At 60.5% G+C, this 21,389-nt stretch carries 9 protein-coding genes; 3 read left to right on the forward strand and 6 right to left on the reverse strand.

The window, feature by feature from the left end:
- The first annotated feature begins 76 nt into the window (after nucleotides 1-76).
- Nucleotides 77-3,178, forward strand: coding sequence for a TonB-dependent receptor (locus tag Q5Z11_RS01995; RefSeq protein ID WP_303748483.1), 3,102 nt, complete (start codon nucleotides 77-79; stop codon nucleotides 3,176-3,178).
- 325 nt (nucleotides 3,179-3,503) lie between these two features.
- Here the strand turns inward: Q5Z11_RS01995 and Q5Z11_RS02000 are convergent, their stop codons facing one another.
- The 4 genes from Q5Z11_RS02000 to Q5Z11_RS02015 all read right to left on the reverse strand — a co-directional run bounded on the left by Q5Z11_RS02000 (nucleotide 3,504) and on the right by Q5Z11_RS02015 (nucleotide 10,521).
- A complete protein-coding gene (locus tag Q5Z11_RS02000; protein ID WP_303748484.1) occupies nucleotides 3,504-5,039 on the reverse strand; it encodes a TerC family protein in 1,536 nt (511 codons plus the stop codon).
- A 147-nt stretch (nucleotides 5,040-5,186) separates the two neighbouring features.
- Nucleotides 5,187-5,555 carry a hypothetical protein gene (locus tag Q5Z11_RS02005; RefSeq protein WP_303748485.1) on the reverse strand — a complete coding sequence of 123 codons (369 nt, stop codon included), beginning with the start codon at nucleotides 5,553-5,555 and terminating at the stop codon, nucleotides 5,187-5,189.
- A 103-nt stretch (nucleotides 5,556-5,658) separates the two neighbouring features.
- Nucleotides 5,659-5,802 (reverse strand): hypothetical protein, encoded by a 144-nt coding sequence (locus Q5Z11_RS02010; RefSeq protein WP_303748486.1) that lies wholly within the window; start codon nucleotides 5,800-5,802, stop codon nucleotides 5,659-5,661.
- 471 nt (nucleotides 5,803-6,273) lie between these two features.
- Nucleotides 6,274-10,521 carry an autotransporter outer membrane beta-barrel domain-containing protein gene (locus Q5Z11_RS02015; protein WP_303748487.1) on the reverse strand — a complete coding sequence of 1,416 codons (4,248 nt, stop codon included), beginning with the start codon at nucleotides 10,519-10,521 and terminating at the stop codon, nucleotides 6,274-6,276.
- 153 nt (nucleotides 10,522-10,674) lie between these two features.
- Between Q5Z11_RS02015 and Q5Z11_RS02020 the strand changes: the two genes are divergently transcribed.
- Nucleotides 10,675-10,878 carry a hypothetical protein gene (locus Q5Z11_RS02020; protein ID WP_303748488.1) on the forward strand — a complete coding sequence of 68 codons (204 nt, stop codon included), beginning with the start codon at nucleotides 10,675-10,677 and terminating at the stop codon, nucleotides 10,876-10,878.
- A 278-nt stretch (nucleotides 10,879-11,156) separates the two neighbouring features.
- Here Q5Z11_RS02020 and Q5Z11_RS02025 read toward each other — a convergent pair whose 3' ends face one another.
- Nucleotides 11,157-16,469 carry an autotransporter outer membrane beta-barrel domain-containing protein gene (locus tag Q5Z11_RS02025; RefSeq protein WP_303748489.1) on the reverse strand — a complete coding sequence of 1,771 codons (5,313 nt, stop codon included), beginning with the start codon at nucleotides 16,467-16,469 and terminating at the stop codon, nucleotides 11,157-11,159.
- Between the two features lie 597 nt (nucleotides 16,470-17,066).
- Here Q5Z11_RS02025 and Q5Z11_RS02030 point away from each other — a divergent pair.
- A complete protein-coding gene (locus Q5Z11_RS02030) occupies nucleotides 17,067-18,332 on the forward strand; it encodes a glutamate carboxypeptidase (protein ID WP_303748490.1) in 1,266 nt (421 codons plus the stop codon).
- A 205-nt stretch (nucleotides 18,333-18,537) separates the two neighbouring features.
- Here the strand turns inward: Q5Z11_RS02030 and Q5Z11_RS02035 are convergent, their stop codons facing one another.
- Complete coding sequence (locus Q5Z11_RS02035) at nucleotides 18,538-21,300, reverse strand: autotransporter family protein (protein WP_303748491.1); 2,763 nt, start codon at nucleotides 21,298-21,300, stop codon at nucleotides 18,538-18,540.
- Nucleotides 21,301-21,389: the final 89 nt, after the last annotated feature.

Raw genomic sequence — 21,389 nt, forward strand, 5'->3', positions numbered from 1 at the left:
CATTTACTTGTTATTCAGTAAACGGGACTCGTTTAGGTCCCGTTAACTTTATATGAAGCCAATTTTGGGGGAACAGATGATCAAACGATCCAAACAATTGCGGCGTGCGGGGTTGACCGTCGCGCTGGGCCTCTGCCTCGCAAGTGCCGCGCAGGCGCAGTCGGTGACAGGCAGCATCTTTGGCCAAGCGCCTGCCGGGGAAGGCACGAGCGTGGTGATCCGCAACCTGGGTACCGGTGCCACGCGCACCTTCCAGGTGGATGCGACCGGCAGGTACCGCGCCACCGATCTGACCAACGGCCGCTACAGCGTCGAGTTGCAGCGCAATGGGGCGATCCTGGGGACGCAGGACAACGTCGTCGTCAACATTTCCAGCGGCACCGAGGTGTCCTTTGCCGATGCTGGCGCGGGCAGTGGTGCCTTGAACCTGGATCGCGTTGAAGTGCGTGCCTTCAGTGGTTCCTCTGTGGACGTGTCGCAGGTCGACATCCGTACCGTCTTCACTTACGAAGACCTGCAGAAGCTGCCGGTGGCTCGCGACGTCACCGCGGTCGCGCTGCTCGCACCGGGCGCGGTGGCCAGTACCAGCTACGGCGGCGTGGCCAGCTTCGGTGGTTCGGCCGCTTCGGAAAATGCGTACTACATCAATGGCTATGCGGTGACCAATCCGCTCAAGTCGATCGGTTTCTACACGCTGCCGTATGAAGCGATCGCGCAGCAGCAGGTGTTGACCGGTGGCTACGGTGCCGACTTCGGGCGCTCCACCGGCGGCGTGGTGAACATCGTGACCCAGCGCGGTACCAATGACTGGAAGGCCGGTGCCTACACCATCTGGACGCCTGAATCGCTGCGCGCTTCGCAACGCGACACCTTGTATCCGAATACCGGCCATTTCACCGCCGATGATCCGCGTGGCCCGGCCTACAGGACAGACGGCAAGCTGTACGTGTACCGCGACAAGAACAGTTCCTGGCAGGAGACCACCGGCGCCTACGTCGGCGGCCCGCTGATCAAGGACCGCTTGTTCTTCTTCGGTAACGTCGAGTTGACCAAGTCCGATGGCAACAGCGTCCGTTATGCGACGAATGCCTCGGCGGCCAACCAGCGCAATGGCTGGAACGACTACACCTATGACTACCCGCGCTGGGCGGCGAAGGTCGATTGGAACATCACCGACAACCACGTGCTGGAACTGACCGGTGTATCCGATGTCACCAAGTACGACGCGGACTACTACCAGTTCAACTACAGCGACTTCAGCCACGGCAACGTGCAGAACGGTGGCGTTGAAACCAAGGACGACGCCAAGCTCTACATCGCCAAGTACACCGGCTACTTGACCGAGAACCTCACGCTGTCGGCGCTTTACGGCCAGCAGAAGATCGAGCACAGCCAGAAGCTGTTCAACTACGACCCGAGCTGCCCCTACATCAGCGCCAGCGCCACGGCGCAGGCACCCGGCCTGACCTATACCAGCTGCCAGAGCTCGACGGCGCTGGTTGCTGCCGATGGTGCGTTCGATGAAACCAAGGGAGGCCGTTTCGACCTGGCATGGCAACTGGGCGACCACCAGATCCGCATCGGCTATGACCGCCAGGATGCGGAGTCCTTGACCGGCACCACCTATCCGGGCGGCTACGGTTGGATCTATGGACGCGCCACCAATCCCAGCACCGCGGTTGATCCCTCGCATGGTGTCGGTTCGCCGGCCAGTGCCGGTGGCCTGGGTGCGCAGGGCTATTACGTGTACCGCTACTACAGCACCCAGCTTGCCCGGCCGAAGACCGAGCAGGCCGCACAGTACATCGAGGACCGTTGGCAGGTCACCGATGACGTGTTGCTGTCGCTGGGCCTGCGCAACGAGCAGTTCACCAACTTCACCGGCACCGGCGAGAAGTACATCAGCCAGCGTCACCAGTTGGCCCCGCGCCTCGGTGTTGCATGGGATGTCTTCGGCGACTCGTCGTTGAAGCTGTTCGCCAATGCCGGCCGTTACCACCTGGCCATTCCCAACAACGTTGCAGTGCGCGCGGCATCGGGTTCGCTGATCACCAGCGAATACTTCACCTACACAGGCATCGACCCGAACACCGGTGCGCCAACTGGCCTGAACTCCATCCCGGTGGATGCAAGCCTGGGCTACACCTGCTCCGGCAACGCGGTCTCTTCCAACAAGGAGTGCGGCGAAGCGCCGAATCCGCGGACTTTGGCGGCGATCGACATCAAGTCGCATTACCAGGATGAATACATCGTCGGCCTGGAGCAGCAGCTGACCCCGGACACCACCTGGGGTGCCAAGTTCACCTACCGTGAGCTCAAGAGCGCGATCGACGACACCTGCACACCGGCACTGGGTGGCGCCTGCTTCTTGTTCAATCCGGGCGTGGGCAATACGTTCTGGGAAGAGCAGGCCGATGGCAGCTTCGAGAAGGTCCACTACTCGGCGGCTGACCTGAATCTGCCCAAGCTCAAGCGCAAGTACTATGCGCTGGACCTGTACGCTGAGAAGCGCACTGCCAAGTGGTACGGCAAGGTCGAGTACACCTTCTCGCGCAACTACGGCAACACCGAGGGCCAGCTGGCTTCGGACCTGGATACCGGTTCGGGCGGCCAGGAAGACGTCTCGGTCACCCAGGACTGGGATCTGCCGCAGCTGATGCAGGGAGCCAACGGTCTGTTGCCCAATCACCGTGCACACGTGTTGAAGGCATTCGGCTATCTGCAGCTGACCCCGGAATGGCGTGCTGGTTCCACGTTGACGATCAGCTCCGGCCGTCCGCGTAACTGCACCAGCATGTACCCGACCCCGGATGCCGGCCTCTACAACGGCTCGTACTACTGGTACTGCGGCCTGCCGGGCACCGGCACCAGCCCGACCAGTGCGAACTATGTCCCGCCGTCGGCCGACTACGGCCCGTCGCCGCGTGGTTCGCACGGGACCACCCCTTGGGGCTTTGACCTGGGCTTGAACGTTGCTTACAGCCCGGTCTGGGCCAAGGGCCTGACCTTGCAGGCCGATGTCATCAACGTCTTGAACCGTCAGATTCCGGGCAGCTATTACAGCCGTTATGCGGCCAGCCCGTATCGCGGTGCGAACGATTACAACCCGCTGTATGGGCAGGAACTGAACTACACCCGCCCGCGCTACTTCCGCTTCACCGCTCGCTACGACTTCTGACGAAACCGAAAACGGAAAAGATCAGAAGCGGTATCACCGGTGGGGTTGGCAGCAATGCCAACCCCACCATCCACCTCTCTCCGCCCGCGTCAGCGGGCTTTTTTTTCAGCTCAAGGATCTTCCTGTTTGTTCTTGTGGGAGCGGCGTAAGCCGCGAAGCCAACATTTCCGCAGGCACTCAGTAGATGTGTCATCTGATGATCTGCGAGCTTCGCGGCTTACGCCGCTCCTACAAAGGCCGCCAGCGCCGCGAAAGCCATGAAATAAAAATCCGATGCCAGGGGACTGGCATCGGATTCGGGTCACTCAGGTGAGAAGGCGCCGGCCTATTCCCTGGCCAGTGCGGAAATCCGCGCCTTGCCGATACGCCGGCCTTCCAGATCCATCACCTGCAGCCGCCAGCCGCCGGATTCCACGATATCGCCAGCCACCGGCAGGCGTTCCAGCGCGTGCAGGAACAGGCCGGACAGGCTGACGTACATCGGGTTTCTTTCCAGTGTGATTCCGGTGATGCGTTCCACGTCCTCGATCGACATGGAGGCATCCACGATCCAGCTGCCGTCCACCTGCTCGGCGCCGAAGTCGGCGTCGCGGGTATCGGCAAGATCGCCGGCAATTGCCGCCAGCAGGTCGTTGGCGGTGACCAGGCCCTGCACGCTGCCGTACTCATCCACCACCACCGCGAGTGGGATGGGGTGCTGCTTGATGCGCTCCAGCGCACGCAGCGCGGTCGCGCCTTCGGGCAGCGTGAGTGGCTCGCGCAGGTAGTCCGCCAGTACCAATGGCTTGCCGGCGAGCACGCCGGCAAGCAGGTCACGGCTCTGCACCACGCCTTGCAGGTTATCCAGCTCGCCATCAGCCACCAGCAGACGGGTATGCGGCGAGCTCATCAACTGCGCGGTGGTGTGCTCTGGTCCCTTGCCAAGGTCGATCCACTGGATGTCGGCGCGCACGGTCATCACGCTTGCCACCGAGCGGTCGGCCAGTGCAAGTACGCCGCGGATCATGTCGTGCTCGGACGCGGCCAGTCCCGATGGCAGCTGGTCTTCCAGTTCGGGATTGTCACCGGCAGCGGTTGGCGCTGGGCGCGATCCAAGCAGTTTGAGCACCGCATTGGCGGTGCGTTGCCGGAATGAAAAGCTTCGTGCGTGCTTCTCGCGGTTGAACTGTGTCCACTGGTTGAAGCCCTCGATCAACACCGAGAACGCAATCGCCGCGTAGAGATAACCCTTGGGAATCTTGAAGCCCAGGCCTTCGGCCACCAGGCTGAAGCCGATCATCAACAGGAAGCCAAGGCACAGGATCACCACCGTCGGGTGACGGTTGACGAAACTGGTGAGCGGCTTGCTGGCAAGCATCATCACGGCCATGGCAATGGTTACCGCGGCGAACATCACGCCGAGGTGGTCGACCATGCCGACCGCAGTGATCACCGAATCCAGCGAGAACACCGCATCGAGGATGACGATCTGGGTTACCACCAGGCCGAAGCTGGCGTACACCTTGTTGTCGCCGGTTTCGTGCGAGCGTCCTTCGAGCCGCTCATGCAGCTCCATCGTCGCCTTGAACAACAGAAACAGACCGCCGATCAGCAGGATCAGGTCACGGCCGGAGAAGGCGTGGTCGAATACGGAGAACAGCGGCGTGGTAAGCCGCATGATCCAGGACAGCGTTGCCAGCAGGCCCAGTCGCATCACCAGCGCCAGGCTCAAACCGATGAGGCGGGCCTTGTCACGCTGGTGTGGGGGAAGCTTGTCCGCAAGGATCGCGATGAAGACGAGGTTGTCGATGCCGAGGATGATTTCGAGAACGACAAGTGTAGAAAGACCCATCCAGATTGTTGGGTCGGATAACCATTCCATGCAGTGTTGGGGTAGCGGAGGAACCCCGATCATCGCACGCTGCAGCGGCGTGATTCATTCGAGCCAGCCGATTTGTGCGGTTGTTCATTTTCGCATTCATACGCTTCCGGCAGCGCTGGATTGTCATTCTTGGAACGATAAACGCAGCTACAGCGAGTCCATCAGTCCCTGCCACATCGTGTCACGCCAGGCTTTCATGGGCTCAGGCCCTTCGTAGACCAGTTCCACGTACAGGCATCTCGACGATGCCAACGTAGGTGAGGCCGTAGCGGCGGCGTGCTCCTCCGGCAATGGCGTGGACGAACATTCGTGCAGCTGGCGCAGGAAACCTGCGCGGACAATTTCAAGGAACTTCACGTACAGCTGGCCGATGATGTCCCTATGCGTTGCCGGTGGCAGGAATGCCATGCGCAGCAGATAGCGCAGGTGCACCGATTCCTCGTAGCGGGCGGCAATGGAGCGTACATAGGCGGCGCCGGGCCCTGTTGCCGTGGCAACGCTGGCCAGCGTTGCCACGTAGTCGCTCTCGATTGCCGCGGCGATGTCGTTGAGCGATGCGCCGTCGTAAACGTGGATGGCAAAGGACGAGCAGGCAATGCAGGCCGTCGCCGGATGTTGGTCAGGCCAAGGTCAGCCGGCAACCATCGCTGGTGTGTTCCTGCAGGACCCGATTGGAAGTGGGTGCATCCGCAGTACCAGTCAGCGCAGAAGCAGCACCGGCCGTCGTTTCAATCTGCTCTTCGGTGAACTTCGGCTTCTTCATAGCAAAACCAGCTCTCTGCTTGGGATTGGTTTGGCCGAGTCTTTCTACTGTTGTATGGCCCCAGAAGCTGGGAGTTGGCCACCTCTCCTGAGGCGCAGGAAGGAGCCGCGAATGAAGTACTGCAGTGCGTAGTGGGCGGCTGGGCCGCGAGAGAGAACAGATTTCCAAATCACTCGCGGCTCCCCTTCCGGCGCCGCGATCGACAGATCTCCGAGCTCCAGGATGATTTCGTAGCCCTGGCTATGGCTCGGCAAGTCGTACTCAAACCGTTGGATGGATTGCGGCGCCTGAGCCGAAAGAACTCGCACTTGGCGATGCAGATCCTGCTGTGCGCTGCCTATGGCGTGTGGTGATGCTGGTGCTGACCTCACCGTTGGTGGCAGGGGTCTGCGAATCTGGATTTGATTTCGGGCCACCAAATGCAGACGGGGCGCGATATCGCGCCCCGTCCTTTCAATTACCTTGCTGGCCTTACCAGCTCAGCTTCACTCCCAACTGCGCGCCGATGTCCTTGAAGCCGTAGCTGCCGCGCTGCTGGCTGATTTCGCCCCAGCCACTCCAGCCCTTGCCCAGCTCCAGCTGCGCGCCAGTCTTGACCTCCATGATGTTGTTCGACAGATCGCGGCTCAAGCGCTCACCGTCCATCGCAATGGTCACGTCGTTGCCGCCGGACCACCAGTTCACTGCCGCGTACGGTTGCACCCGGTTGTAATCCTTGCCCAGCGGACGGGTATAGACCCGTGCGCCCAGGCGGGTGGTGGTGCCACCGGCGGTGTGGCTCTGCACCAGGGTGCCGTTCTGCTCGCGTACGTCGTCGCTGCTGAAATTGCTGTAGATCACCTGGGCCTGCGGCTCGACATAGACGCCGACGCGCTCGCCTTCATGCACCTTGAGGGCGTAGCCCGCTTCCAGCGATGCACTGCGGACCGTGGAGTCGTACTGCTCGGTGCCCAGGTAGTCGCCCTTGACCGTGTTGTCGAAGCGGCCGTACTGCGCCGCGGCGTCCACATACAGCCCCTCCGGGCCATCCGCGTTCTGGAACCAGGTGCCATACACGCCCACATTGCGGCCCTTCACCTCACCAGTGGCCTGATGGTCGCTGACATTGGACCTGCCATGGGTGGTGGCACGGCCGTAGCCACCCATCACGCCGGCATGGATGCGACCCTCGCCCACCGCGAACTGCTTCTCCGCGCCGACCTGCACCACCGAGGCATCGGTGCTGATGTCGATCTGGCCGCCCACGGTGCCGGCGTCCAGCTTACGGCTCTGCACACGGGCCCAGGACGTGTAGCCCGTACCGTCTTCGCGTGCGCCCAGGCCCGGCTCGCCGACACGGTCGTGCATTGTGTTCTGGAACATGCGCAGCGCGGCGACCTGGTTGCCCAAGTAGACAGCCGGTTCGGGGCGCAGCACCGGGATCGGCACAACGGGCTGCTCCGGCGCAACCGGCGGATCGATCGGATCAATCGGATCAATCGGATCAATCGGATCGACCGGATCGACCGGATCGACCGGATCAACTGGATCAACTGGATCAACCGGATCAACCGGATCAACCGGATCAACCGGATCAATCGGATCAATCGGATCAACCGGATCAACCGGATCAATCGGATCAATCGGATCAATCGGATCAATCGGCGCTTCCGAACGCAGGTACCAGTTGCCATCGTCCGGGGTATTCCGGCCGCCTTGGTACAGCTGATAGTCGTACAGACCCGCCACGGCACGGCCTTGCAGCTGGAACACGCCATCGGACGCGCCACCCACGTGGATCAGCTCGATTCCGTTGTCGGTGGCCGCGCCGGCGCCGCCTGCATTGCGTACCTGCACGAAGCTGTTGCCACTGGTGCTGCCTTCCACCACCAGTTTGTCGGTGGCCGAACTGTCATCGCCCAGCACGGTGTTCATCAGCAGCGTACCGTCGTTGCCAATGTAGTCGCCGGCGATGGTCAGCGTGGTTCCGGCAGTGTTATCCGCATCATGGAAGGCCACCATGCCGCTGTTGTGCAGCGAAGCGAGCGACTGATCGAATCCGTTCAGGGCCAACGAGGCCCCGTTGTCCACGGTGTGCTCCGAGGCCGAGCTGAAGGCACCGGCGATACCGGCTTTCAATGTGCCGGCCTGGACCGACGTGGTCCCGGCATAGTCATTGGCCCCCGCCAGCGTAGTGGTGCCGGTGTTGAACTTGTTCACATCCAGCTTGCCATCCAGCACCGGCGCAAAGTCGATGTCGTCGACATGGTCGAAGTTGACCGTGGCAGTGCCATCGCCGCCAGTGATGCTGGCTGTGTCCAAGGTTCCGGCACGTCCACCAGCACCGATGTTCACCTCGCCGGTGGAACCGGCGCCGGATGCCAGCTGCAACGCACTGCCACGCACAGAACCTTCGTCGAGCACATTCAGGGTGCCGGCACCTTTGTCCCCCACGGTGATGGAACCAGAGGCGTCGAGGGTCGATCCGGTGCCGCTGACGCTTATCGTGCCGGCGCCATCCGCCGTTCCATGGAAGCGATTGGCGCCACTGGACTTGCCGCCGACGATGACGTTTCCACCCGCGGCTACCTGTCCGCCGGCGTCCACGATCAGGGTACCTTCCGCTCCCGCGCCGGCGCCAAGCGACAGGTCCCCGGAGTTGATCCAGCGCGACCCGGTGCCGCGCACGGCAACGCTGCCTTCGGCACCTGCGAAGTTGCCAATCCCTGCGCCGAAAGACGACGTAACGGTGCCGCCATCGAGGATGTCCATCGTGCCTCTGCCGTTGTGCCCGACGGACAGGTCGGTCGAGCTCATGCTTGAGCCGTGGCCGGTGACGGTGACGCTGCCGTCACTGCTGACGTTGTTGCCGATCAATACCCATCTGTTCGTAGTGAAGCTGCCGCCGTCGGCAACCCTCAGGGCACCGGAGCCGAGTTGGCCGATGCTGGCTTCCATATCCACGGTGATGCTCGAGCCAGCGCCGGTAACGACCAGCTCGCTTGTGGTCGGGGTCATGCGGGGGACGTCCGCCAGGCTACCGGTGCCGGCCACGAACAGCTTGCCCTTCACGTTGACGTTGCCGCCGTTGGAGATGGTTGCGCTACCCGCTCCGCGAGCGCCGACAAACAGGCTGTCCAGGTTGTCCCAGGTTGAACCGGCGCCATCAACGGTTACGGTGCCAACGCCGATGTTCTCGACGCCGACCCAAGCCGTTTGCGTGTTCGTGATCCTGCCCCCGTTCAGGACCGACAGGCTGCCATCACCCGCGCCGCCAACCTGAAGGTTGCCGCCCACGTCCCAATGGGCGCCACCGGTCACCGTTGCGTCGCCGCGACCGCCGACCCCGCTGCCCACGAAGGCTTGGCCACTGGTCACCGCAGCGCTGTTGTCGATCTGCAGGACGCCCTGGCCGCTGTTGCCGATGATCAACTCGGAAGTGTCGAACCGCGAGCCGGCATCGGAGATGTGCACGGAGCCATAGCCGCCGCTCTCGCTACCCAGGACACTGTCACCGGACGAAACCTGGCCACCTTCATCGATCGTCACGGAGCCAACGCTTTGCGAATAATGACCGACCATCAAAGTATCGTTGTTGTTCCAAAGCGCGCCTGCGCCGGAGACCTTCACTGTTCCATAACCGCCCGAGATGACGCCGACCATCGCACTGTCACTGTGGACCGTACCACCGGCACCGATGTCCACTCTACCGACTGCCAGCAAGCCAACGTTCAACGCACCGTTGTTGGTCCACACACCGCCGTTGCCGACATTCACGGTGCCATTGCCGTCGCCGAAGTAGCCAATGTAAGCGTGGGTGTTGTTGACCTCGGCGCCATCCATGATATTCAGAGTGCCTTTGCTGTCCACGCCGACCATCAGACTGTCGGACATGTTCCATTGCGAGGCCTGGCCGCTGGCATTGACGCCCTGGACGGTCAGCGTGCCGGTGCCGCCACGGCCGCCGATGGAGCCGCCATTACTGCTGATCAATCCGCCATCGGTCACCGCCACAATTCCGTCGCCGGCCGCAATCACACCCGGTTGATCAGGCAGATAGGCATTGTTATCACCGACGAACAGCGTACCGGTGGCTTGAAGGGTGGAGCGCATGCCACCTGCAGAAATGCCGTCGACCTGAATATCTCCCGCGCCGCCTTCATAGGTGCCCGCGAAGATGTTGGTGCCCCGGGCGTAGCCACCATCGGAAATGCTCATGGTGCCGGAGCCGTAGTTGCCGACCGAGATGATGCCGCCTCCGTTCCAGCGCGAATCCTCGCCCGAAACGTTGACCTCGCCGGTGGCATTGCCTTCATAGCCAACGTACAGGCGCGTGGCGTTGACGACGCCACCATCGGTAATGGACAGACTGCCGCTGGCCACCGGGCCGTTGTTGGTGTTGCTCAGGTTGGCGCCGACCAGCAAATGATTGTAGGGAAAAGTGAGGACAGCACCCGACGTATCGGCCTGGCTGATACGGTTTTCATTGGCGCAGGTACTGGGAACAGTGAGGGTGTCGCACGGCGAGCCGTGCCACATCTGGCCGTTGCTGCCGGTCAGTTCCGCCATCGGTGCTGCACCGGCTGCTGCTGCGGCGCCCAGCATAGGCGCGGCCAGGAGCAGGGCGGACGCAACGGCGCGGTCCAGAGTGCCACGCTTGCCGCGCGCGGCGGCAAGCTCGGAAGCTACAGTGCACTTTCCGGTGGTCCGGTTGCGGACGATTCGGAATACTCGGTTCATGGGATTCGCATCCAGTTAAATGTATTGGGCGAATCTTATTTTTGGGTGCGAGTGGCCTCTATCGGACGATTCTTAGATTCCTGCGGAGTCACTCCGAATTCGGGTTTGAATTCAGCTGCAGGCAAAGAACGATAATGGGTTCGAAGGACGCCATTGATCAGCGCGCTGGCGCTGGCTCTCGCCCGCGTCACCTTCACCGGCAACGGCAGATTGAAGGTGATGCTTATCGCCCATGCCGATGCCGTTTATGACCGCGGCATCCTTGAGAAGGATGCCCACCAGAAGGGCAAGCTGCTGTATGGGCACGACCTTGCCGACAACAAGGCCGGCATCGCGAAAAATAGCAGGTACAAATGATTATGTAGGGGCTATCCGCGCACGCAGGTGCAGCGCCGGATCAGGGTAGTACTGCACTTGTTGGGCTTATCCATAAAGTCATCAGAGCAAACACCTGTCCGATGGGGGAGTCTGCTGGTCCAACCTGCTTTAACAAGCGAGATGTTCAAAGAACTACGCGGCGAGAACGGATGTGAGCTCATTGCAGGATTACGAATTCCGATAGTTGCCAAAACGGAAGACGCCCTGGCTGGCGCCAGGGCGTCTGATCATTCCTAGTCCTTCCACCAGGGCTTTCTTTACCAACTATGTTTCGCGCCGATCATTCCTTGGATGTTTCGATGATCACCGTCGCCATTCTGGAAGCCCAAGTGCCCCCAGGCGCTCCAGCCGCCCCCCAACTCCGCTTGGGCACCAAGCTTGAGCTCATGGACGTTCTTTGCACGCCGCTGGTCCATCGAAACACCATTGAAGACCATTGTGTTGTCATTTCCGCCGTGCCACCAATTCAGTTCCGCAAAGGGCTGTACGCGATTGTTCTCGGTACTGAGCTGGCGTGTGTATACGCGCGCTCCAAGGCGAGTAGTGAGCCCGCCTACGTCGCCGGCTCGAATGTCGTCGCCATTGATGTCGATATGGTTGCCGCCGGCCATATGGCTGTAGATCACTTGCAGCTGAGGCTCGACGTAGAACGCACTTACGCTGCCTCTGGCGAGTTCTGCTGCATAGCCAGCTTCCAGTGAGCCGGACAAAGAACTGCTGTTGTAGCGCTCCTTTTGCAGTAGCTCACCATGAACCTCATTATCGTACTTCCCATACTGAAGCCAAGTATCGACATAGGCGCCGGTAGCATCCGAGCTGTTTCCGTACCATGTTCCATACATGCCAATGCTCTTGCCTGTGACTTTGCCCTTTGCACTGTAGGCAAGCGACGTAGACAGGCTGTCGGCACGGCCCATGCCGACCATGATGCCGCCATTGAGTCGACTGTTTGCTGCGGTCCAGTCAATGACGTCTGCGCCAATCTGCAGAAGGCTCGTATTGGTTTTGGTGCCGACCTGACTCTCGCCGGTGGTGCCGTCGAACTGATTGCGTTGCACGCGCGACCAGGCCGACTTGGCGCTGTTGTCGCCACCGCGTTGACGCTCCTGCCAATCCAACTCGCCGACACGGTCATGCAAGGTGTGAGCGAACATTCCCGACGCTGCTACTTGGTTCGCCAGGTATGCCCCAGACTCGGGACGATACATCGGGATCATCGGCGGCAAGTCTGGATTGGTCGGCTCAGTGGGATCTACCGGCGTCTCGGGGTCTGGCATTGGCGGCTGCGGAGCTTCCGAGCGCAGATACCAGTTGCCATTCTCGGCATCGGCTTTCCCTCCCTTTGCCAGCAGATACTCGTAGGGACCGGCTACCGCACGACCTGCCAGGACGAAGTTACCGTCGGAGCGCCCGTCAACCTTTACCACCTCAATGCCGTCAGCGTAGGTATGGCTGCCAGCGCCCCCCATGTTGATAATTCTCAACGCCGTTTCACCGGAGGTGTTGCCCGCGACAACGAGCTTGTCTGTCGCCGAATCGTCGCTACCCAGAACAGTGTTGAGCTGCACGGTACCACCTAGCCCGGCGTAGTCTCCCTGAACGGTTAGCTGCTGCCCAACCTTGGTGCCATTGATCTTGACCAGGCCGGCATTGGACAAGTCGCCGATCAATGAAACAGGCCCCTCACTGGCGACCAATGTACTGCCCGCGTCGATGCCCATGACGCCGACACCGTTGCCATCGGCGCCCAGTGCGAGTGACTTGCGCAGATCAAAAGTACTGTTGGCAACCAGATCGATACGATCGAAATTTTCCAGCGCAGCACTGCCGGCAGTGTGAACATGGGTGTAGCCATCAAGCACGAGCGTGTCCTGTACGCCGTCCCCGGTACCGCCGCTGAGACGCTGGAAGGAGCTGGTGGCCGGCCCACGAAGCACGATGGTGTCTGCCCCAGTACCGCCAATGACCGCCTCTACCGAAGCGCCTTCCAGAACGATCAAGTTGTTTCCTTCGTCGCCGCGTAGCGTACCGTTGATCGTACCGCCGGCTACGAATGCACAGTCGTTGCCGCCGCCAAGGCTAACGTCGCCGTCAATCGTGCCAGTGTTGTAAAGGCAGTCGTCTCCGTCGCCCAGCGCAACCAGACCCAAGATGGTGCCATTGTTGATCACAGTGCTTGCCAGGTCGCCCAGCTTCAGCGCCGTTGCGTCGCGGCTCACCGATGCGATGGTCCCATTGTTAACAAGGTTCACGGGATTACCTACAACCAGTTCCGCATCACTATGCGAACCGGTGATCTTGGTGTCGGCAGCCACGATTACCGAATCCGCCTTCTCAACTTTGATGGCGTTGCCGGAGCCGCTAACGTTGATTGCCACGCCACTGAGCCGCAACTCACCATTGGTGTTGGCGTACACGCCCGAGCCATTGCCGGTCACATCGACAGTCCAGCCCCTGCCAATATCCAGGCTGCCGTCGGTAGCCTCGCCATTCGCCCCGGATAGCGCAATGCCCTTGCCAGCGGTCTGGCTTGATACCAGCACGTAACCGTGCGATTGGGCGTCGATATTGTTCTCCGACAGCAGAGCAGCACCAGACCCGGCCATTTCCAGTGTCGCGCCATCGACCAGTGTGGTTGGGGCTTCGGCACGATTGGTGATTAGATTGCCGTAGCCGCTGCTCAAGCCAGTGATATGTGCGTCTTTCTCGATCACCACGCGACCGGCGTCCGGACCGATCAACACGCCGGAAGCGGAACCATCTACTGTAATGTTGTCCGCAGTTTTCAAGGTGGCTGCGCCGTGCACATGGATTCCGGCGATGCCATCACGCACGCTGATCTTGCCTCGCTTGCCGGCACTGTCGGCCAACACACGCGAGCCTGCCCCCATCACTTCGATGGCAGTACCGTGGGTAATACTAATATCGCCGGTGTTGATCAGTTCAGCGCCGTTTTTGATGCGGAATACCGTCACATCGGTGCTATCAGAGACAGTCACGTTCGCGGAATTGACGAAGCCTGAGTCGCCTCGGCCGACGGCCACGTTGTTCAGGTCGTACTTGATGTCATCGACAACAACAGCGGTGGCTCCATCTTTCAGAATCAGATTGGCTGAGCCGCTCATCTGGCCAGTGGCGCCGCCCTCGACCTTCAGCGCGTTGGCGCCGTTGCCGGAAACGGTGATGTCCATTCCATCGAGATTGGCGACAGAGCCCACGCCGGTCACCTGGATCGCGGTGGAGCCCTCGCCTGAAGCCGAAAGCATCGCACCAGCTTGGTTGCCGATAGTGGCGCCGTCTTCGATGCGGAACAGCGTGGAGCCGGTTGTGCTGACGTCGAGCGCGCCGCCGTTAGCGCCTGCGATGTTTACTGTCGAGCCTACCCCGTGCGCGAAGAAACCCACCTGGTCACTGCCAGACAAGAAGTTGACGGCGCCCCCGTCAATGGAGATGTTGCTCCCATTGCGTGAGTGCACGCCGATTGCACCATCACCGGACAGATTGACGTTGCCGCCTATCTTCAACGAAGTCGTCGCCCCTTCCGCCCATGCGCCATAGTTTCGAAGGCCGGCTGCGCTCTTGGTACCATCCACGTTGATGTTGCCATTGGACGTGACCGACACCATCTTGCCGTTGGAGGAAACGGCCTTGACGCCGATTCCATTGATGCCGTCAAGGTTGATCGTACCGTCGTTCTCGGCCCGGATCGGAACGGCAGATCCGGCTTGGTTCGTGACATACATGCCCACGTTCTCAACGGGGGCATCTGAGGCTGCACCATTGACGTTGATCACGCCCGTAACGTCGTTCTTGAACGTGCCAGTGGCGCCGTTGTTCAGCATGCCAGTAGCTGCCTGTGCCAAGCTGCCCAAAGTAATGGTTCCTTTGTTGGTGGCGCTAGCCCGTGTGCCGCCTGCCAAGATGCCGACCATCGCGGTGGTGCCATTGCTGACATCTCCGGCCGGGGAAGACAGGTCATACTGCAGTCCGCGCCCAAGGTAGATAACGCCAGCTTCCTCATTCACGAAGCTTGCATTGCCCTCCACCTGGACTGCCCGCGCGCGAGTGCCCACTCCGGAGATCCGGGCGTCACCTACGTTGAGGTTGATGATGCCGTCGTTGCCCGCAGCGCCGCCGCCAGAGACTTGGACACCAATGCTCCCTGGGCCGCTAACGTTCAGAATTCCAGAATTGAAAGCGGTCGAGCCTGCGCCCGTAGCGGCAATGCCGTAGTGCGCGCCCATGGTCAAGACTGGGTTTTCCGGGTCATGGTCCCCGGCCATGCCGGTAAACGAACCAACGTTGACGACGCCGTTGTTGATTGCGTTGCCGCCGGCACGTGCATACATGGCGTACTGCGAGTCTGAGTATCCGCCCCGAGTGGACCCGATTTGTCCATTATTGAGTATGGTCGCGCCGTCCTCAGCGAGCATGACTGTGCCCAGTCCACCGAAGGTCGACGAAGCTGAGGAAACATCCAGACGCGCCCCGCTGGCGACTTCACCGACGGCGTTTGCACCGGTCGCATGAATAACCGTACGCAGCCCAAGTGATGTGTACACCTCGTCATTCTGATCAAGCGGCCCATTCTGGTAGTCGATGGCCTGAACGGTGTTGGTGAAAGCCAAGGCGAACTGTCCCGCGTAGAGCTCCGGCGACAACGCCCCGGAACTCAGTTTCTCAATCAGGAAAGTGTTATACGCCGCCAAGTCGATGGCGCTATTCACCTGATGGACGGAGCCGTCGAACGCAGTAATCTCGCCGTTATACCGCGAGAAAATGAAGTTGGCCGTGCTACCGGCTTCACCGGGACGGGCGGCCGACGAAGCGACGCCCATGTCCACGTGGTTGTTGGAGTTCCATACGATTTGACTCTTCGCACTACCCGTTCCATCGGCGTGGAACAACGATGACTGCTTGGCAACCAACGAAATTGAATTGCCGGCGGCATCAGTATCACCGCCGTTTCCTATATCCACCGTCATAGTGCCGCCACTGCTGTCGACCTGCCCAATGCGCGTGTTGATGTACTGAAGACCATTAACTGCGGTGGACGTTGCTACAGCGTAGGGTGCGGCACCCGCACCGCCAGCGGTTGCATAGGTATCGATGAGGTTGGTGTTGTCATACACGAGGACGGTTTTGTTCCCGCCAGTGATTGGATCCTTGACGATGATTGGTACGTTTGCGGCGCCAGTGTTAACAACAAGGGAAGCCGGATTGCTGGGGTCTGCGTAGGGAGACGTAGTCTGGCCTGAAGCGAATAGCGCTTCCAGCTGAACGGAACCCGCCGAACCAGTTTGGCCTCTGAGGATCTGCGTACCTTGGCCCACCAGAGCAACCTCGGCACCGCCAGAGACCGTTGTCACGCATGAGGTGGTGCCATCGCAACGCAATGGACTGAAGTCATTCATGTTCACGGTCTGGGCTGCGGCGAAATTGGCGCTCAGCAACCCCAGTGCAACCACAGAAACACGACGCCCGGTCTTGCCTTTGGATTTGGCTAGCTCCGAAGCCACAACCCATTTGCCAGTCGTTACGTTACGTACCAAAGAATAGATCTTGTTCATCTTATATCTCCCAAAGGACGGATTGGTGCCTGCTTCCGTAGAGGTCGGGCGCCGTTGACGGGGCGTATATTCAAGCCCTGTCCTTCGGAGATGCATAAGAAGAATCCTAGAACCTGCTGGTCTTCCCTGGCGTTCAGTTCCAGTTGGAGAAACCTTTTCGTGCATTAACTTGCTAGTTTAATTTGGCCAATTGGCCAGCTATGAAAATTATCCTTTTCGCTTTTTCTGCTGATGCGTCGCGTCTCAGACGTGTCTGCACTCACATCGAGGAGTTCTGGCAGACACCATTCTCATCGGGCTTCGATTCTTTCAAGGAGCGAAAGCAGATGCCGCGTTTTCGCCCATGGTCACGATGTAAGCAGCTGAGCCCTTGGGGGGCTCATGGCCGCAATTCCATAAGTTCCTTGCCCACCGGTAGCCACGAGGTGCTGATAGGCTAGGGCCACCGTCGTCGATGTGTTGGTTGCTGCTGCAGGTCAACGCTGAGTTCTAGTCCATAGGGCCGGATCCCGATCCTGCTTGCAACGCCGGATTGGATCGGATTGGCGATTGAAACAGGCTTTACTCCCATTGCGGTCCCGATCAAAGGAGTGGCATATGCGTTTTGCACGTACAGCGATTTTCAGCAGTCTGTTGGCGATGGGAGCAGTGGGAACCCACGCGCAGGCGGCGCAGTTGGATGCGCAGCTTCAGGCAGCGGCCACGGCTCAGCAGCCGGCGGTGATCGAGACACTGCGCGAGCTGGTGACGGTGGAGTCTGGCTCCACCGATCATGAAGGCGTCGCCAGGTTGATGGACTATCTGGATAAGCGACTCGGCGCGCTGGATGCCAAGGTCGAGCGGGTTGCTTCGGCCACCGGGGGCCCGGATCTGGTCCGCGGTACCTTCACCGGCAACGGCAAGTTGAAGGTGATGCTGATCGCCCACGCCGATACCGTCTACGACCGCGGCATCCTTGAGAAGGAACCCTTCCACCAGAAGGGCAACCTGCTATACGGCCCGGGTATCGCTGATGACAAGGGCGGTATCGCAGTGATCCTGCATTCGCTGGCCCTGCTCAAGGCGCGTGGTTGGAATGATTACGCGACAGTCACCGTGTTGTTCAACCCGGATGAGGAAATAGGCTCGCCGGGCTCGGGCGAAACCATCGCCAAGCTGGCGGACGAGCACGACGTGGTGCTGTCCTTCGAACCATCGCCGGCCAAGGCCGTGATCGAGAGCGAAGGCGTGCTACTCAGTGCCGCCGGCACCTCGCAGGTGCGGATGTCGGTGCAGGGCCTGTCCGCACATGCAGGTGCGGCACCGGAGCAGGGCCGCAATGCACTGGTCGAGCTGGCCCATCAGATCATCCAGACCAAGGATGTCGCCGCTGGCGTGCCCGGCGCGCAGCTCAACTGGACCACGGCCAATGCCGGTACCGCACGCAACCAGATTCCGGAGCGTGCGGAAGTCGGCGGCGATGCGAGGGTGATGCAGGCCGACAGCAATGCCAATCTGCTGGCCGCGCTGCAGGCCAAGGTCAAGGAAAGCCACGCAGTACCGGATACCACCACCACGGTGACGCTGGAGCCGCTGCGCCCGATCTACATAGCGGGGGAGCGCGGACGCGCATTGGCGGATCTGGCACAGCAGATCTATGCCGAACTCGATGGGCGCAAGCTGCTGATGCACCCGACCACCAATGGTGGCACCGATGCCGGGTTTGCCGGGCGCTCCGGCCATGCCGCAGTGCTCGAAGGTCTTGGGCTTGCCGGTTGGGGATATCACGCACGCAATGAGTACATCGAAATCGATTCCATTCCGCCACGTCTTTACCTGGCATCACGGATGCTGATCGAGCTCGCCAAGCGCGCACCGAAATGATGTGACCGGATCGTCAGCGTTCAAGCTGACGCAGGTATCCGGGTAGACGATAGAAGCCCACGGAGACGTGGGCTTCTACGTTGCAAACGTGTTGATGGTGATCCGCGTGAATCGCGTATTCCGCTTTACATTACCGCGCCACCGCAGCGCCGCGGAAGTTGAGTAAATAGGGCCCCGCGCGGTTGCAACGGGGCCCTCGTCGTAGTCACCAGTCGTAGCGGACTCCGATCATGCCGCCAACCTGACGGTACTGTTCACCGCCGCGGCTGCCATTGAGTTCGCCCCAAGCGGTAATTCCGCGCTTCAGCTGCAACTGCACGCCAGCCTTGCCTTCGTAGACGTTTTTGGGCTGCGCACCGGACAACATCACGTCATCCAGCCAGACTGCGTTGGTAGCGCCATGAGTGCGCAGCCAGTTGGCGGTCAGATAGGGCTGTACGCGGTTGCTGCCAGGCGTAGTCCCATGCCCGAAGACGCGCACACCTACGCGGCTGCGCAGACCTTCGCCTTCGGCCACCGAAACACGCGTGCCATTAGCCTCCACATGCTGCCCGCTACGCATGCGCACGTCGCCCCAGGTCAGCTGCGCCTGCGGCTCGACGTATAACGCGTGGCCTTCGCCACGGCTGACCGTGAATGCGTAGCCTGCTTCCAGCGATGCCGTGGTGGAACGGCTTCTGTAGTTCTCCTTGTCCAGTTGTTCGCCCTGCACATGGTTGCGGAAACGACCCAGTTGCGCCCAGCCGTCGACATACAATCCACCTTCGACTGCAGGATTCTGGATCCAGCTGCCATACAGCCCGGCAGACGTGCCTTTCAGCTTGCCCTCGGCGCTATAGCCGCTCACGTTCGAGACGATGCGCTGGTTGGATTCGCCACTTCCCAACAAGACACCCGCCACGCCCCGGCCGTTCTGGCCCCACTGCCCCATATCGGCGCCGACCTGCAGCACATGCTGGCGGCTGCGTGCATCCAGCTGGTCCTGTACATCCATCCGCGCCTGCGAGGTGGTCACCCGCGCCCAGCTCGCTCCTTGGGTACGGTCGGACAGGGGCTGCTCAGACAGATTGGGTTCGCCCATGCGTTCGTGCATGGACAGGTTGAACATGCTCGCCGCCGCCGCTTGGTTCAGTAGATAGGCGCCAGCTTCAGGACGCAGGCGGTGCGCAGCAGGCGGTTGTTGCGGTTTCGGTGCAACAGGTGCCGCCGGACCGGCAGGATCAACCGGATCAATCGGATCAACCGGATCAACCGGATCAACCGGATCAACCGGATCAATCGGATCAATCGGATCAATCGGATCAACCGGATCAACCGGATCAACCGGATCAATCGGATCAATCGGATCAATCGGATCAACCGGATCAACCGGATCAACCGGATCAACCGGATCAATCGGATCAACAGGATCAACAGGATCAACAGGATCAACAGGATCAACAGGTACAGAAATCAGTTCCGAACGAAGATACCAGTTGCCGTTGCCGGGCTCGCTGCGACTTCCCTGGTGGAGCGCATAGTCATATGCCCCCGCGACGGCGCGGCCTTGCAGCTGGTAGACAGCAGCGGAACTACCGTCCAACTTGATCAGCTCGATGCCCTCATCGGTCACCCCGCCCCGACCGCCCAGGTTGGTGACCGCAATCACTGCGTCACCCTCTGTGCTGCCCTTGACGTGGATATAGCTGCTGCGCGAATCATCCTCGCCCAGGGCCGCGTTCATCTGTAGCAAGCCTTTGTGCGAGATGAAATCACCGTCGATGGTCAGCGATGTAAAAGGTGAAGTCGCGGCGAATGCGAGCGTGCCATCCTGCAGCTGCAGCGCGCCAACATGCGAGTCGCCGGTCACCGTCCACTGGCCGCCAGAACTGATGTTGACCTGTCCCAAGGCATCGGTGGCGCCGGTCCATTGACCGTTATTCTGGATGCTAAGCACGCTCTTGCTCGCGTCGCCGGAATTGCCTCCAGTGAACCGGATATCGCCAATTGCCAGTGAGTCGTCCAGCGAGATCCCACTGGCCTGATCTGACGTTAGCTCAAGGAAGATATCTTCGCCCGAGGTCAGGCGGCTGCCGCCACTAACGATAAGCAAACCTCCGTTCATCATGACCGCAGCGGCCCCTTTACTGTCGACGCTGGAGCCGATCAGTTCCATTACTGAACTGCCGGTCACAACTGCACCATACGACCGGCCGTGGGTAGTAACGTTTGAATTGCGGGCAGCCAGTCGCGATCCTTCAGATGCTTCCAGACCAGAAGAATTGGTGCCAAATGTTTCTACTTCCGAATCAACCAGAGTAACTGTGTTTCCATTTGCTCCCGTCGATACGGCGCCCGCCGAGCCATCGCCGTTCGTCCGAATCTTGACCGAAGTTGCATGGATCTCATCTCCGGTGCTGCCCCCCCACGATTTGCTGAAGTAAGCCTTGATTCCTGCCGACTGTGCGCCAGACGTCTCGATGCTGCTGTTGAGCAGATCAATCCGCGAGCCTCCTCCCAGGGCAGTTACACCGCCGCTGTTGAAGCCATGTGTGGCAAGAGCGGTTCCATCAACCGCAACTCTGGCACCCAGGGAGCCGGTAAGCGCTGACGAGTCCACCAGGAACGAGCCTGTATTGGCGTTGCCCCAGGTCTCGATGCGCCCGCCAGCTACACTTGCGTACGTTCCACTTTGCGAGGCCCAGAATCCTGGACTCGAGTCGCCAGTGGTGGTGACGTTGGTATCAGTCATTGCGACGCTTGAACCTCCACTAAGGAGGACGCCATTCGAAAAATACCCTGAGTGGCTGATCGTCGACGAACTAATGCTGTGCGCGCCAGGGCCCGAGTAGGAAATCACGGCGGTGTAATCGGCGGAAGCGCTGATTTCGGCGCCTTCCAAATCCTGTGCGTTCGCTCGCATGTACGGTGCTATTACTGAAAGTAGTGCTGTTGTGATCGCGCACGCGATCTTCTTCTGCCTAATCACTTTAGGGATCTCCGGTTATCACAATTTATTGGGAATTCCAGACGAATAGGTGCCGTCCAGATGGCGCGAATTGTGAGACCCCGAAAATC

The organism is Stenotrophomonas sp. 610A2 (assembly GCF_030549615.1).
Taxonomy (GTDB): Bacteria; Pseudomonadota; Gammaproteobacteria; order Xanthomonadales; family Xanthomonadaceae; genus Stenotrophomonas; species Stenotrophomonas pigmentata.

Bases quoted from the DNA above. Each gene is read 5' to 3' on its own strand.
- Q5Z11_RS01995 (WP_303748483.1), top strand. From the start codon at position 77: ATGATCAAACGATCCAAACAATTGCGGCGTGCGGGGTTGACCGTCGCG.
- Q5Z11_RS02000 (WP_303748484.1), bottom strand. From the start codon at position 5,039: ATGGAATGGTTATCCGACCCAACAATCTGGATGGGTCTTTCTACACTT.
- Q5Z11_RS02010 (WP_303748486.1), bottom strand. From the start codon at position 5,802: ATGAAGAAGCCGAAGTTCACCGAAGAGCAGATTGAAACGACGGCCGGT.
- Q5Z11_RS02015 (WP_303748487.1), bottom strand. From the start codon at position 10,521: ATGAACCGAGTATTCCGAATCGTCCGCAACCGGACCACCGGAAAGTGC.
- Q5Z11_RS02025 (WP_303748489.1), bottom strand. From the start codon at position 16,469: ATGAACAAGATCTATTCTTTGGTACGTAACGTAACGACTGGCAAATGG.
- Q5Z11_RS02030 (WP_303748490.1), top strand. From the start codon at position 17,067: ATGCGTTTTGCACGTACAGCGATTTTCAGCAGTCTGTTGGCGATGGGA.